A 14,158-nucleotide genomic window follows, 5' to 3' on the forward strand; every position below is an offset into this window, starting at 1 on the left:
CGCGGAGGGCAACCCGCAATTGCACGCGGATTAGTTCCGGCGCCTGGTCCCACTGCGGTGACAATCCGCTATCAGGAGTCGTGACCGCCCATGTCCTTGATCGCTGTCGAGGACCGGCCACCCGCTATCACCCGAATAGCGTGATCGGGTGAAGATCTTGCCGGTCGTTGTCGCAGGACGTGAGGAGACGTCGTGATCATTCGTCGGGCCGTGGTCGGGGACGTGGCGGCGATCGTCGGGTTGTTGGCCGACGACGAGCTTGGGGCCCAGCGGGAGACGCCGGGGGACCTCGGGCGGTACCTGGAGGCGTTCGCGGTGATCGATGCGTCGCCGCACGAGACGCTCGTGGTCGCCGAGTCGGACGGCGTGGTGGTCGGCACGTTGCAGCTCACGGTGCTGCCCGGACTTTCCCAGCGCGGCATGGTGCGGGCGCAGGTGGAAGGGGTTCGGGTGGCCAGTGGGCAGCGGGGTGGTGGGTTGGGTGAAGCGTTGTTGTCGTGGGCGGTCGCGGAGGCTCGGGATCGTGGGTGTGCCGTGGTGCAGTTGATGTCCGACGCACGTCGGGAGGACGCCCACCGGTTCTACGCCCGGCTCGGGTTCGTCGGGTCGCACCAGGGGTTCAAGCTGTGGCTCGACGGCAGGTGAGCGGCCCCGCCGAGGGGCGGGGCCGCTGTCGATCACCTCGCCGTCGTGCGGCCGTGGGCCAGCAGCATGAGCACCGCGCCGACGAGCACCAGGTTCTTCAGCACGAACTCGCCGTTCGCGGTCAGCAGCAGCGGGTTGCCGTCGGTCCACGTCAGGGCCGGCGCCTGGAGGAACACCAGGAAGGTGCCCACCAGGTGCAGCCCCACCGCGACCAGCGTCGCCCGCCACGGCCTGCCGATCAGCAGTGCCACGCCCAGCGCCACCTCGACCCCGCCGAGCACCGGCAGCAGCAGGCCGCGCGACACCCAGGGCAGGGTGGCGTGGACCAGGTCCGCCACCGGCGACTCGCCGACCACCTTCAACGCCCCGAACCAGACGAACACCAGGCCGATCGCGATCCGCAACGCGGTCGGCGCGACCTTGCGGACCCGGTGTTCGAACCGGTCCCACCACGTGCGCGGCGGGTCCGGGGTGACCTCCTCGACCTCGTAGTCCCGGGTCGTGGACATGTCAGTCGCCCAGCGGGTTGAGCAGGTCGGCCTTGCCCTCGAAGGCGAACAGCAGCAGGTCGGTCATCCGGAACGTCGTCTGGTCCGGACCGAACGACGGCCGCCAGTACGGCTCCCGCACGATCGACCACCGCGAGGCCTCCATCGACCGGTGGAACACCTCGGCCACGATGCGGCCGCCCACCGGGCCCAGCAGGCCGCCGCCGAACTCGGCTTCCCGCAGGACGTAGAACCACAGCGGCGTCGCCTCGACCAGCGCGGCCCGCTGCTGCTCGGTGAGCGAGTCCAGCAGCACGCCCCCGTTGCCGGTCACGATCTGCTCCGCGGTCAGCGGCTCCACCTCGAACAGCGCGGCCATCTGCTGACCGCTGGCCAGCTTGACCATGTTGGCCCGGGTGAGGTTGCGGAACGCGAGGTTGCGGTGGATCGGCGGGACGTCCCGCCCGCGCCCCTCGAACGTGCCCGCCGGCAGCGCGGTCAGCGGGTTGACCAGGAGCGTGTCGATCAGCTTGGTCACGTTGCCGCCGCCCGTGCCGGGGACCAGGTCCGGCCGGCCGGCCTCGGTGAAGTCGTACAGCCGGCGGAAGTCCGCGATCCAGTTGGTCGGCAGCGTGTCCGGGCCCTGCACGGTCGGGTCGTCCAGGTCCGAGCCGGGCACGAAGTTGCCGCTGGTGCCGCTGAAGGTGAACAGCAGCAGCAGGGTGGCGATGCCCAGCGGGCCCTCGCTGTTGAACACCCGGTTCCACTGGTAGTTGCTGCGGATCATGCTGTGGCCCAACCGGTACGCCGCCACCGAGAACTCCAGCGGCATGGTGGCCGGCTGCGCGGCGCCCGGGTACCCGCGACCGGTGGCCTCGAAGAACCGCCGGCCGTTGGTGAACACGTCGTCCACGATCGCCGGGTCGACGATCCGCGGCAGGTGGTCGTGCCGCAGCATCCACTGGTAGTGCCGGACGACCTGCGCCCGCGCGGCGCGGTGCAGCCGCTGGCCGGACAGCCCGGTCAGCGCCAGTTCGTCGACCACCCGGTTGTGGAACCGGATGAACGCGAGGTGGGTCTGGGCCACGACGAGGTTCTCGTCGTTGCGCAGGTCCGGGATCAACGCCCGCCGGCGGTCCGCGCCGGTCGTCCCCGACCCCGCGCGCGGCAGGTCGAAGCCCTCCAGCGGAACGTCCGTCCCGGCGTCCGGGACGGGCGTCGCGGAGGTCGTGCCGATCTTGAGCTTGACCTGGTCCGCGGCGTAGAAGACCCGGTCGATCGGGTCGAGCGGGCCGCGGCCGTACACCGAGTCGAGGTCGAGCGCGGGCGAACGGCCCTGGACCAGGTCGTCCAGGTTCACGTCACCACCCAGCTGCGACTCGGTGCGGTCCATGGTCAGGTCGTGGTCGACGAACTGGCCGAGGTAGGTGAAGCCGGCCGGCATGGCCGGTGCCGTCGAGTCCGGCTGCGGCACGTCGGCCGTCATGGCCTCGGCGAGCGCGATCCGGACGTCCTCCGGCGTCTGCACGCCTTCCGGTCCCAGTCGCGAGAACCGGAACCGCCGGAGCTCTTCCACCGTCAGCGGCCGCCGGGCCGTCGGCTCCCCGCGGCCGTCGAACTCCAGCACCCCCTCACCCACGACGAAGAAGCTGTTACTCCCGTGGTGTTTCAATTTTTCTCCCCCGTGGTCGGTCCGGATCCCCACCCGGACAGGGCGAGCGCACCCCCCTGGCGCGCCCTCCCACGTACAACAAGGGTCGACCGCCATTCGGTGGATACATCTGATCCGCCACCTGGAAGACGTTCATGCCTGTGAACAGCTAGCCGAGCGTGCTCACGTACCCGAGAGCACCGACCAGGGGCAATAGTGCGATCGTGCCCAGAACCGCCCGGCGACTGGGCTTTGCACCCTCGCGCAAAGACCGCACTCCTGCGGGGAGCAGCGCCACGCACAGCCCGACCGTGCCCACGATCGAGACCACCTCCGCGCCCTTGAGCACCCCCAGCGGCAGCAGGGTCATCGCCGCCAGCGCCACCGCGCGGAGCACGCCCAGCTCACCGGACCGCCACGCCGCGAACGCCAGGACCGGCCACCCGAGCATGATCGACAGCGACAGGTAGCCGTACAGGTGCGGGTCCTGGTACGACTCGCCGACCAGCCGTGCGGCGAACTCCGGCCCGTGCCGCCGCACGAGCCCCTGTGCGGCGTGGTCCACACCGCCGTGGAACGTGCGCTCGACCAGCCCGACCACGACCAGCACCCCGCTCCACGTGGCGAGCGCGGGCCGGGTCCGCCCGATCCGCGCGACCAGCGCCAGCACCCCGAACGCGGTGACCAGGTGCCCGGCGAGGAACGTCGTGTAGGCGGCGCTCATCAGCGCCGGGTGATCGGCCATCGCGTCGAGCTGGTGGGGGTAGAAGAACGGGAACGGCGACCGCAGCAGGGTGCCGGTCAGCAGCAGCAACGGGCCGAGGATCGCCGCGGTGCCGCCTACCCGGCGGCCGGGGAACGAGTACATGCCGGAAAGATCGCAGCGTCACAGGTTCGTCTTGAACCACTCCACGATCAGCGCCGTGGTGTCCGCGAGACCCTCGCGGTCGACCTCGTGGCCGATCCCGGGGTGCAGCTCCAGCCGGGTGGTCTTGCCCGCCTCCTTGAGCCGCCGGTACATCTGCTCGGACTCCTCGGGGTTGACCCGGGTGTCGTTCTGCCCGTGCAGGATCAGCACCGGCGCCCGCACGCGGTGCGCGTGGTTCACCGGGCTGCGCTCGACGAGCCGCGCCAGTTCCGCCGGGTCGTCCGGGTCGCCGATCCACTCCTTGGTCCGCCTGCGCCACGTCGGCGGCACGTCCCGGATGTCGGTGAGCAGGTCCGACGTGCCGCACTCGCTGACCGCCGCACGCCACAGCTCCGGCAGCCGGGTCACGCACGAAAGCGCCGCGAACCCGCCGTAAGACGCGCCGTGCACGCCCAGGCGCGACCCGTCCGCCCACTCGAGTTCGCCCACCAGCGCGGCGGTGGCGGCCAGGTCCTCCAGATCGCCGCCGCCCCAGTCGCGGTAGATCATCCGCTGGTAGCCCAGGCCGTAGCCGGACGAGCCGCGGTAGTCGGGCGAGATCACCCCGATCCCCTCGGCCAGCAACGCCTGCACCATCGGGAAGTACGCCGGGTACGCCTGCGATTCCGGGCCGCCGTGCACTGTCATCACCACCGGCGCGGGCGCGTCGGCGCTCGCCCCCGGCGGCCGGTAGAGCAGGCACGGCACGCGCAGGCCGTCCGCGCTGGTGGCGTGCACGACGGTCGGCGCGACCAGGTCGTCCGGCAGTCCCGCGCCGAAATCGCTGATCCGCTCGGCGGTCCCGGCGTCGAGGTCGGCCAGGAACAGCTCGGTGGCCGCGTCGCCCCGGGCGAGCTGCACCAGCAGCCGGTTGTCGTGGGTGAACCGCAGCGCGAAGCCGTCCATGCCGTGTTCGCAGACGGCCAACCCGGCGGGCAGCCCGGTCACCTCGACAGGCGTGCCGCCGACCGCCGACCAGAACAGCCGCGTGTAGCCGTGCTCGTTGCGGCCCCACGCGAGCCGCGAGCCGTCAGGGGACAGCGCGCCACCCTCGACGTCGGCGTCCGGGGTGTCCAGCCAGGTCAGCACGCCGGCCAGGGACAGCGTCGCCAGGCCGGTGAAGTCACGGCCCTGGGTGGTGGCCAGGTGGACGCCGGACGAGTCGGGCAGCCACGCGACCGGCAGGTACTTCGCCGGGCCGTCGTGGTCGGTCAGCCTGCGCGAGGTGTCCGACGCCAGGTCGACCACGTACAGCTCGTGGTCGGTGTTCTGGTGCAGCTTCTGCACCAGCAGCAGGCGCGAATCGGGGGAGAAGCCCATCGGCACGTACCGGTCGTCGCCGTGCAGCACGATCCGGGACACGCCGTCCTCCCGCACCAGGACGTCGAACACCTCCGGGTCACGCGCGTTGTTCGCGTAGGCGAGGAGACGGCTGTCCGCGCTGTAAGGATCACCAGTGCTGCCGTACGGCACACCGACCTCGCAGCGCACGCCGTCTTCCGCGACCAGCCACTCGACGTCCCCGGTCGCCGGGTCGAGTTCGCCCAGCCGGTGGTCCTCGCCGCCGTCGGGGTCGGTCAGCACCAGCAACCGCGCGCCGTCCGGCCGCCACGCGCAGCGCCGCACCGAACCCGGCACGGGCAGGTGCACGCCGTCCAGCCACGGTTGGGGCCGGCCGGACCGGTCGGACAGCCACACGACCCGGCCGTCCGGCGCGACCTCCGCGCCGGACACCCACTCGAAGTCGGTCAGGCTCACCGACCCTCCTCCGCGATCGCCCGCTGGACGGTCGCCGCCGCGACGATCCCGCGCCGGAACCAGTCCAGCACCAGGTTCTCGTTGGGCGCGTGGTTGTGCTCGTCGACGTTGGCGAGCGGCACGCCGTAGCACGGCACGTCCAGCTCGTCGGTGAACGCGGCGATCGGCAGGCTGCCGCCCAGTGCGGGCAGCAGCAGCGGCGGCTCGCCCAGCCCGGCCTCCGCGCCGCGCAGCACGGCCCGCGTCCACCGGGTCTCGGGCAGCGTCCGGGACGGGTTCATCGCGCCGCCGGGCACGAACTCGACGTCCGGCGCGTGCCGCGCGAGGTGGGCCCGGATCGCCGCGAACACGTTCTCCGAGCGCTGCCCGCCGACCAGCCGCATGTCGCACTTGGCGACCGCCACGTTCGGCACGACCGTCCGGTGCTCGCCGGCGTCCTCGCAGGTCAGCGAATTGATCGAGAACGTCGGGCCGGTCAGCCTCTCGTAGAAGCCCAGGCCGGTGGGCGGTTCCATGCCGGTCACGCCGATGCCGGCGAGCACCTCCGGCACGTCCACCGGCAGTTCCTCCAGCGCCGCCCGCTCGCCGGGGCTCAGCGGCACGACGTCGTCGGCGAACCCGTCGATCAGGACGTTGCCCCGCGCGTCCCGCATCCCGGCCAGCACCTGCACCAGCCGCCACGCGGGGTTGGGTGCGACGCCGCCCCAGTTGCCCGAGTGCAGCACGTCGTCCGCGCCGCGCACGCGCAGTTCGAACGTGACGATGCCGCGCACCCCGAGCACGACCGACGCCCGCCCGGACTCGTGCACCGGCCCGTCGCTCCACACCACGAGGTCCGGCTTGGCCAACTGCCGCACGGCCTTGGCCAGGTTCGGGCTGCCGGTCTCCTCCTCGCCGTCGAGCAGCACGGTGACCCGGCACGGCAGCCCGCCGGTGATCTCCCGCAACGCCCGCAGGCCGAGCAGCTGGGCCAGGTGCTGACCCTTGTTGTCGCCGGTGCCCCGGCCGTAGACGCGGCCGTCGCGGAAGTCCGGTTCGAACGGCGGCGACAGCCACTCGTGCAGCGGACCGGCGGGCTGCACGTCGTAGTGGCCGTAGATCAGCACGTGCGGCGCGTCCGGCGGTCCCGGCGCGGTGCCGACCAGCGCGGGCCACCCGCCGGTCGCCACGACCTCGGGCGTCAACCCGCTGCGCCGCAGCAGCTCCACGCCGTGCGCGGCGGCCTCCGCCATGCCCTCGCCGGTCCGGCTCACGCTCGGCTGGGCGATCCACGCCGCGAGTTCCGCGAGCAGCTCCGGCTCCCGGTCCCGCACCCAGTCGCGAACCTGTTCGGCCAACCCCATAGTCGCTCCCCGCTAGTGATTTCACTTTGTGCAATCGATCTCAGTGAACCAAATCACCGGCGTGCCCGGCAAGGACCGGTCGGTTAGCCTCGTGCCGTGCCCGAAGATCCCCCCGCGCGCACCGCCTCGGTGGACGAGCTCAAGGCGCTCGCGCACCCGCTGCGCTGGCGCATCCTGCGGCTGTGCCTCGACCGCGCGTGGACCAACCAGGAACTGGCCGAACGCCTGGAGGTCGCGCCCGCCACCGTGCTGCGGCACGTCCGGGCGCTGGTGAGCACCGACTTCCTGGCCGCCGAACCCGTCCGCACCAGCGCGAAGGGCGCGCTCGAACGCCCCTACCGCGCGACCGGGCGCACGTGGCAGCTCGGCCTGATCGACGTCGAGGGCGTCGGCCTGGCGCAGCAGGTCGACCTGGCGGTGCTCGCCGCGCACCGCGCCGAGATCGTGGAGGCCGGCCCCGACTCCGGCCGGGGCATGTCGCGCGGCGTGCTGCGGCTCGGGCCCGACGCGCAGACCGAGCTCAAGACCCGGCTGGCCGAGCTGATCGACGAGTTCCTGGCCCGCGAGGAGCCCGACGGCGAGGCGTTGAGCTACCTCTGGTCGCTGGCCGCCCGCCCGGTCCGGTAACCCGGACGCCGCATTGCGCGCTCCGGTCGGCCGCCGTTGAATCGGCGCTGTTGCCCGCCGAGCCCGTGGAGTGCCGCAGATGACCGACCTGACGCTGGACCCCGCCACCACCGCCGTGGTGCTGATCGAGTACCAGAACGACTTCACCACCGAGGGCGGCGTGCTGCACGGCGCGGTCGGCGGCGTGATGGCGGAGAACGGGATGCTGCCCAAGACGGTGGCGCTGGTCGACGCCGCGCGCGCGGCCGGCGTGACGGTGATGCACGCGCCCATCACGTTCGCCGAGGGCTACCACGAGATCACCAGGCACCCCTACGGGATCCTCAAGGGCGTGGTCGACGGCAAGGCGTTCGTGAAGGGCTCCTGGGGCGCGGCGATCGTCGACGACCTCGCGCCGCGCGAGGGCGACATCGTGATCGAGGGCAAGCGCGGGCTGGACACGTTCGCCAGCACCAACCTCGACTTCATCCTGCGCAGCAAGGGCATCGGCACGATCGTGCTGGGCGGGTTCCTCACCAACTGCTGCGTCGAGTCGACCATGCGCACCGGCTACGAGAACGGCTACCGGGTCATCACGCTGACCGACTGCGTCGCGGCCACCTCGCGGGAGGAGCACGACAACGCCATCCGGTTCGACTACCCGATGTTCTCGGTGACCGCCACCGCCGCCGAGGTCACCGCCGCGCTGGGCTGACCGGTCGGGCCGGGGAGCCGCCGGTTCCCCGGCCTGCGGATAGCCGAATCGGCGCATTGTCGCTGCGTGACAGGCCGTTTACGGTGAGTCGGCGTCCAGTCGGGCGCCACGAGCGGTGGAGGCCTGGCCATGGGGTGGAGTCGGATCGTGGGCGCGGCGGCGCTCGTCGCAGCGGCACTGGTGGTGCTGCCGACGTCGGCCGGCGCGGTCGACAACCGCCAGACGGCCGTGGTGTCGCTGGGCGACAGCGCGATGTCCGGCGAGGGCGCGGGTTCCTACGAGCCGGGCACCGAGGGCCAGAACGGCAACTGGTGCCACCGCTCCACCCAGTCGATGATCCACCAGACCACCCTCGCCGAGCGCACGTTCAACCTCGCGTGCTCGGGCGCGGACTCGGCGAACGTGTCGCTGGCCGACACCACCCACTACACCGAGGGCTCCCAGGCGCGCCGGCTCATCGACCTCGCCCGCCAGTACCGGGTGACCACCGTGCTGGTGCAGGTCGGTGCCAACGACGACCCCCGGTTCGCCGACACCATGGTCGACTGCGTGGCGGCGTGGGCGAACCCGTTCGGGCCCAGCTGCCGGTCGAAGCTCGCCACCGAGTGGCCGGCGCGGCTGGCCGCCATGGCGCCCAAGGTCGAGACGGCGCTGCGGGACGTGCGCTCGGCGATGACGCAGGCCGGTTACGCCGCCTCGTCCTACTCGCTGGTGCTGACCTCCTACGCCTCGCCGGTGACCGAGAAGATGGACAAGGTCCTGCACGGCCCGCAGGGCTGCCCGCTGCGGCTGCCCGACGCCGCCTACGGGCGCACGGTGGCCGTGCCGCAGCTCTCCGACGCGCTGCGCGGTGCCGCGTCCCGGTCGGGCGCGAAGTTCCTCGACTTCTCCCGCGCCACCGAGAACCGCGAGGCGTGCAGCAAGGGCGGCAACTCCGCCGGCGAGTGGCAGCGGCGGCTCACCGTCGACCCGTACGCCCTGGTCACCGGCGGTCTCGACGCGATCGGCATCCACCTGGCCCAGCAGTCGTTCCACCCGAACGCCGCCGCGCACGCCCAGCTGGGCCGGTGCGTGACGGAGTTCGTGACCGGCGGGGCGGGCACCGCCCGTTGCCTGGAGGGCTCGGACGGCAACCTGCACGCGGTGGCGTAGGCCCCGGTCGGTGGGGGCGGACCGGCCCCCACCACGTCCGACGTCCCGTTCGGACGGTGGGCCGAAGTGTCAACCCTAAGACATGCTCAAATCCTTCGACGGCTGTGACCTGCGTCCCTAGCCTTGGTGCATGAGGCTGCTGCTCTGGACCGTCCTGGTCTGCGCGTGCGCGGTCCACGGAGGGGAATCGCTGGTCCTGCTGTCGGGTGGGCTGCTGGTCGGCTGTGCCGCCGACCGGGCGTTCACCCGCCGTCGCCGACTCCGGGTGCAGACCCGGCCGACGGCCTGATCCCACACCGCCGGGCGGGTTTCGGACATCGGGAGGCGTCCGGACCCACCCGGCGCCCCGCCGTCGGCCGGTGCCCGCCGTCGGCCGAACCGCCTGGTGCCCCGCCCTTGCGATGGTTGTGGTCTGGTGCCCGCCGAAACGGCGACAATGCGCGAAAAGCGGGGTCGGGGAGTCCCGTGGACGGACTCCCCGACCCCTCGCGAGCGCCAGGCGGGACTGGGGGACCTCGCCTGACGCGGAGCCTCGGGCCATTGCGCGGAATGGTCTTCGCCAGGGGTCGCGGCCGGTCGGTGGCCATTCGCCGGTGACCCCGGTGCCGATCCGGGAAATTGCCGCCCCCATCCCCCGGAACACGTCGTGCTCTTCCCTCAGGACCACGGCCCGGACGAGACCGTATTGCGCCGCGGTTGTGCGCCGGAAGGGCCAAACGGGTGAAAACGGGGAAACCGGGACTACTCGGCGCGACCCCTTACCGCATTCGTCCGGTCGATGTGCAGGACTTCGTGAATATGCTCACTGCGCATTCCTGCAAGTCTGCCCCTTATTCCACGCGGACGGTGCTCGGGGGCCGCCTCGGTGATCTGCCATTCCGCTCCGGGTACGCTTTCCGCGAATGGCCGGGCCGGACTGCCCGGGAGTGGCCCGTCGGTGATGATTGCCGGATTGTTGCCGGCTCAAGTCCGGGCGCGACGAAATCGCCCGTCGCCGCGTCGGCGTTCCGGGCGTGGCTCCGGCCGGGGTCAGGACCGGGTCAGGACTGGGTCAGGACCGGGACGAGTTGCTCCAGCGCGCGCAGGTGGGCCGCGCGGATCTCGGCGTACTCGGTGTCCGTCGCGCCGGCCGCCGTCGTGGCGATGGTGATGTCCAGCGGCTCGGCGAGTTCCGGCAGGTTGACGATCGTCTTGCCGCGCGCGTTGGCGACCCGCGAGTAGTTGCCCGCGACGGCGCGCTGCTCGTGCGGCGGGTAGGAGCCCTTGAGGTTGTCGAACGCGCTCACGCCGTCCGCGCCCTTGTCCGCGAACACCGCGATCTCCACCGACTCGACGTGCGACTTGTCGCGGGAGCCCGGCGGGAAGGTCCACTTGCCGAACGCGCGCAGCTTGCGGCTGTCGGTCGACTCCGCCGTGCACTTGGCGTCGTCCACCGCGAGGCCCTCCGCGCGCATCCACGACGTCAGGTCGCCCTTGCTCTCGCACAGGCTGATGCGCAGCGGCTCGCTCGTCCGCGTGGTCGAGTCGACAGAGGACGCCGGGGACACCTGCGCAGCGCACGCCCCGAGCGAGACGGCCAGGACGGCGGCGGCTACCGCACCACGTGATCTCACCATGTCCGTCTACATCGCCGGCCGGACGCCGGACGTGACACTGAATGGATCACGTCCGGCTCCGAACGGACTACCGGTCGGTCAGCGGGCGGCCGTGCCCGCTAGGCGATCACCGACGGGGGTCACTTCGTCTTGAACAACTTCACCTTCATCGAGGTGCCCGACTGCTGGAGCACCCTGAGGCCGACACCCACCCCCGGCGTCTTCACGCCGGCGGTCGGGGTCTGCGGGAACCAGAACTGCTTGGTGTCGTCGAACACCGGCTTGGCCGGCTGGCCGCGCACGTAGGACGCCTTGCCGTTGATGTGCAAGGTGAACGAGTCCGACTTCTGCAACCCGAACGGCGCGTCGTAGCCCGACACCGTCGGCGCCCACACCCCGCCCTCCAGGTTGTAGATCGGCGCGGGGTTCGCGTCGACCGGCAGGATCAGGCCCTCACCGGGGTGCTCACTGGTGTTGTTGTCCAGGTAGCTGGTGTCCCACAGCGACACGAGCAGGCCGTCCTGGTAGGGGAAGTGCTCCACCCACTTCGGCTTGTTCGGGAAGCTGTACCGGTAGGGGCCGGTCTTGTTGTACTTGCCGTAGGACTCGTAGGTCCGGTTCGAGGCGATGTAGAACTGGTCGTACGCCTTGGTCTCGCTGCCCGCCGTGGCCCGGAAGCCCTTGAGCGTCCAGTCCGCACCGGTCTCGGCACCGTCCTCGAACACCGTCGCGCCGTCGGCGGTCAGCTTGAGCGCGTCGGCGAAGAAGCCCTGCAGCGCCAGGCCGCCGTCGGTCCGGTAGGCGAAGCGGATCTTGGTGCTCTTGCCCGCGTAGGCGTTCAGCGGCACCTTGATGTCCACCCAGCGGTCCGCCGTCGTCCCGCTGAGCGCGGGGGCGTCGCCGGAGTCGCGCAGGAACGGCTTGCCGTCGGACGTGCCGTCGAGCTGGGTCCAGCTCCCGTCGGCGTTCTGCGCCTCGACGTAGAGGTAGTCGAAGTCCTCTTCGATCTCGTAGCGCGCCTTGAGGGTCAGCTCCGCGGTCGTCTTGCCGGTCAGGTCGACCGCCCGGGTCATCGAGTGGTCGATGTCGTTGCCCTTGTCGCTCCACCACATCTTCGAACCCGCGAACGGGTTGCCGTAGTTGAACGTCTTGGACACGTCGGGCAGCACGACCACCAGGCCCTGGGCCTTGGCGGTGTTGTACTCGTGCGGTCCCAGGTCGAAGGTGCGCTCCTGGCCCGCCACCGCGACCTCGTAGTCCAGCCAGCCGAGCTGGAGCTTGTCCCACGCGGACAGCTCGTTGGCGCGGGTGCCCGGCGCCTCGCCCGGCTCGCCGACCCGGGTCTGGCCCATCAGCGACCACCAGTTGACGCTGTTCGTGCCGCCGTTGCTGATGTCGTAGTGGTCCGGCAGACCGAGGTCGTGGCCGTACTCGTGGGCGAACACGCTGACGCCGCCGTTCTCCGGCTGCATCGTGTAGTCGCCGACCCACAGACCCGTGTCGCCGATCGGCGCGCCACCCAGCTTGTTGGTGCCCGGCCCGGTGTTGTAGTTCTTGAACGCGTAGCCGCGGTGGCTCCAGATGGCGTCCTCGCCCTGCCAGGGGTCGCGATCGGCCTGGTCGCCGCCCGCGTGCACGATCTGGAAGTGGTCGATGTAGCCGTCGGGCTCGTTGAACTCGCCGTCGCCGTCGTAGTCGTACCGGTCCCACTCGTCGAACGACGCCAGCTCGGTGCGGATCTGCTCCGGGGTGCGGCCCGCGGCCCGCTGGTCGGCGACCCACTGCGTCACCGCGTCACGGACCAGCTCGTAGCTGTTGTTGCACACGTTCGAGCCGCACGGGAAGCCGTCGGAACGGCCGTAGCGCGCCTCGTTGTAGCGGACCTTGACCCAGTTGGTCACCGAGCCGGTGACGCTGTAGCGGCCCGAGGACTGCTTGTCGTAGTAGTTCGCCACCGAGTTCGCGTCCGGCGCGGTGGAGAAGTACAGGTCCTGGAAGTACTGCCGGCTGAAGTCCGGCTGCCAGATCGTGGTGTTGTCCACACCGCGGTTCGGCTGCGGGATCTCGTTGTGCTTGGGCCCGTCGAAGCGCACCGGCCCGGCGGTGTTGGGCGAGGTGTCCTGGTCGGGGTACTGCGGGTGGCGCTCGTTGCCGAACTCGGCGAGCACGACGAAGATCTTGTCGACCTTCTCGCGCTCCAGCTCGACGTACTGGTCCACCTTGGCGGCCTTCTGGCCGTTCTTCTTGTCCTTGCTGCCGACCTTGACGACGGTGCTGGCGCCGCGCTTCTCCGTGGTCGCCTCGCCGGTCAGGACCTTGGCCAGCGCTTCCTGGCGCAGGGCGCGCCGCTTGTCCTCCAACGGGTGCGGCAGTTCGTCGGGTCGGGACTGGACGGTGTCGGTGGTGGTGTCGGGTGCCGCGGCGGCGGCCGCGGGCATGATCGTGATGCCCGCAGTGGCCAGCGCGATCGCTGCTGCGCCGGCTAGGAGTCTGCGCACGAGTCCCCCTCGCTGATAGGTGAAAGACGTTCGTGCGGGACCGTATGCGCCGGCACGGTCCCAGCGGCACAGCCGGAAGTCGGGAGCGGAATGGCCCAAGGCCTTGCACCCGCCGGGCTCCCTCGCCCGGCGGTCCCCGCCCGATCTGACCCGATCCGCCCGGTTCGTCCCCTGGTGCGCCGCCTCGGCAGCGCCTCGGCGGCGCGCACTTTGTGCGGCTCGCGCCGGCGTGCCGAGTAGTCCGCACGCCTCCACGGGCGCGACCGGGGGTCCGCCGGCGTTGGACCGTGCCGCGCTGTCGGCCTCCGCGACGCGCGAGGGGTGCGGACAGCGGTGGGGGACCAGCGGGGTGAGTGGACTTGCCAGATCCGCGTTTGCGGCGTCTAGGATGCTTGAGTGCCGAATCTGCGGATCAGCGAGGCTGCCTCCCTGCTGGGGGTCAGCGACGACACCGTGCGGCGGTGGGTCGACCAGGGACGGCTGCCCGCCGTGCAGCTGGACAGCGGGCGCAAGGGGATCGACGGGCGGGAGCTGGCCGAGCTCGCGCAACGGCTGGCCGACACCGCCGAGCCCGGCGCGACGATCGCCGCGTCGGCCCGCAACCGGATGCGGGGCATCGTCACCCGCGTGGTCAAGGACGTGGTGATGGCCCAGGTCGAGCTGCAGGCCGGCCCGTTCCGGGTGGTGTCGCTGATGAGCCGGGAGGCCGCCGACGAACTCGGCCTGGAGGTCGGCAGCGTCGCGGTCGCCTCCATCAAGTCCACGCACGTCGTCGTCGAGATCCCGGAGGGCTGACCCCC

The 14,158-nt window shown here is 71.4% G+C and carries 13 protein-coding genes; 6 read left to right on the top strand and 7 right to left on the bottom strand.

Features of this window, described 5'->3' with window-relative positions; genetic code table 11:
- Window positions 1-192 precede the first annotated feature (192 nt).
- On the top strand, window positions 193-645 hold the full coding sequence (locus tag BN6_RS13210; RefSeq protein ID WP_015100148.1) for a GNAT family N-acetyltransferase: 453 nt from the start codon (window positions 193-195) through the stop codon (window positions 643-645).
- Window positions 646-677: 32 nt separating this feature from the next.
- Here the strand turns inward: BN6_RS13210 and BN6_RS13215 are convergent, their stop codons facing one another.
- The 5 genes from BN6_RS13215 to BN6_RS13235 form a co-directional block, all read right to left on the bottom strand.
- Window positions 678-1,154, bottom strand: a complete 477-nt coding sequence (locus BN6_RS13215; protein WP_015100149.1) for a DoxX family protein — start codon at window positions 1,152-1,154, stop codon at window positions 678-680.
- Window position 1,155: 1 nt separating this feature from the next.
- Window positions 1,156-2,772 (bottom strand): peroxidase family protein, encoded by a 1,617-nt coding sequence (locus tag BN6_RS13220; protein ID WP_231905269.1) that lies wholly within the window; start codon window positions 2,770-2,772, stop codon window positions 1,156-1,158.
- Between the two features lie 181 nt (window positions 2,773-2,953).
- The gene (locus BN6_RS13225) at window positions 2,954-3,652 is read right to left on the bottom strand and encodes a hypothetical protein (RefSeq protein ID WP_015100151.1); all 699 of its coding nucleotides are present in this window, start codon (window positions 3,650-3,652) and stop codon (window positions 2,954-2,956) included.
- Between the two features lie 18 nt (window positions 3,653-3,670).
- Entirely contained in the window at window positions 3,671-5,449 is a 1,779-nt protein-coding gene (locus BN6_RS13230; RefSeq protein WP_015100152.1) for a S9 family peptidase, read from the bottom strand.
- Window positions 5,446-6,792: a M20/M25/M40 family metallo-hydrolase gene (locus tag BN6_RS13235; protein WP_015100153.1), complete on the bottom strand. Its 1,347-nt coding sequence runs from the start codon at window positions 6,790-6,792 to the stop codon at window positions 5,446-5,448. The genes BN6_RS13230 and BN6_RS13235 overlap by 4 nt, the downstream gene beginning before the upstream one ends.
- A 96-nt stretch (window positions 6,793-6,888) precedes the next feature.
- Between BN6_RS13235 and BN6_RS13240 the strand changes: the two genes are divergently transcribed.
- The 4 genes from BN6_RS13240 to BN6_RS46650 all read left to right on the top strand — a co-directional run bounded on the left by BN6_RS13240 (window position 6,889) and on the right by BN6_RS46650 (window position 9,554).
- A complete protein-coding gene (locus tag BN6_RS13240) occupies window positions 6,889-7,419 on the top strand; it encodes an ArsR/SmtB family transcription factor (protein WP_015100154.1) in 531 nt (176 codons plus the stop codon).
- A 79-nt stretch (window positions 7,420-7,498) separates the two neighbouring features.
- A complete protein-coding gene (locus BN6_RS13245; RefSeq protein ID WP_015100155.1) occupies window positions 7,499-8,113 on the top strand; it encodes a cysteine hydrolase family protein in 615 nt (204 codons plus the stop codon).
- Between the two features lie 129 nt (window positions 8,114-8,242).
- Window positions 8,243-9,265: a GDSL-type esterase/lipase family protein gene (locus BN6_RS13250; protein ID WP_015100156.1), complete on the top strand. Its 1,023-nt coding sequence runs from the start codon at window positions 8,243-8,245 to the stop codon at window positions 9,263-9,265.
- Between the two features lie 130 nt (window positions 9,266-9,395).
- A complete protein-coding gene (locus BN6_RS46650; RefSeq protein ID WP_015100157.1) occupies window positions 9,396-9,554 on the top strand; it encodes a hypothetical protein in 159 nt (52 codons plus the stop codon).
- Window positions 9,555-10,305: 751 nt separating this feature from the next.
- Here the strand turns inward: BN6_RS46650 and BN6_RS13255 are convergent.
- Together BN6_RS13255 and BN6_RS13260 are read right to left on the bottom strand one after the other, a co-directional pair.
- Window positions 10,306-10,881, bottom strand: coding sequence for a hypothetical protein (locus BN6_RS13255; protein ID WP_015100158.1), 576 nt, complete (start codon window positions 10,879-10,881; stop codon window positions 10,306-10,308).
- Window positions 10,882-11,000: 119 nt separating this feature from the next.
- Entirely contained in the window at window positions 11,001-13,358 is a 2,358-nt protein-coding gene (locus BN6_RS13260) for an immune inhibitor A domain-containing protein (protein ID WP_015100159.1), read from the bottom strand.
- A 396-nt stretch (window positions 13,359-13,754) separates the two neighbouring features.
- Between BN6_RS13260 and BN6_RS13265 the strand changes: the two genes are divergently transcribed.
- The gene (locus tag BN6_RS13265) at window positions 13,755-14,153 is read left to right on the top strand and encodes a TOBE domain-containing protein (protein WP_015100160.1); all 399 of its coding nucleotides are present in this window, start codon (window positions 13,755-13,757) and stop codon (window positions 14,151-14,153) included.
- Window positions 14,154-14,158 lie beyond the last annotated feature (5 nt).

Origin of the sequence: Saccharothrix espanaensis DSM 44229, assembly GCF_000328705.1 — a bacterium.
GTDB lineage: Bacteria > Actinomycetota > Actinomycetes > Mycobacteriales > Pseudonocardiaceae > Actinosynnema > Actinosynnema espanaense.

Bases quoted from the DNA above. Each gene is read 5' to 3' on its own strand.
- BN6_RS13215 (WP_015100149.1), bottom strand. From the start codon at position 1,154: ATGTCCACGACCCGGGACTACGAGGTCGAGGAGGTCACCCCGGACCCG.
- BN6_RS13225 (WP_015100151.1), bottom strand. From the start codon at position 3,652: ATGTACTCGTTCCCCGGCCGCCGGGTAGGCGGCACCGCGGCGATCCTC.
- BN6_RS13235 (WP_015100153.1), bottom strand. From the start codon at position 6,792: ATGGGGTTGGCCGAACAGGTTCGCGACTGGGTGCGGGACCGGGAGCCG.
- BN6_RS13245 (WP_015100155.1), top strand. From the start codon at position 7,499: ATGACCGACCTGACGCTGGACCCCGCCACCACCGCCGTGGTGCTGATC.
- BN6_RS13250 (WP_015100156.1), top strand. From the start codon at position 8,243: ATGGGGTGGAGTCGGATCGTGGGCGCGGCGGCGCTCGTCGCAGCGGCA.
- BN6_RS46650 (WP_015100157.1), top strand. From the start codon at position 9,396: ATGAGGCTGCTGCTCTGGACCGTCCTGGTCTGCGCGTGCGCGGTCCAC.
- BN6_RS13255 (WP_015100158.1), bottom strand. From the start codon at position 10,881: ATGGTGAGATCACGTGGTGCGGTAGCCGCCGCCGTCCTGGCCGTCTCG.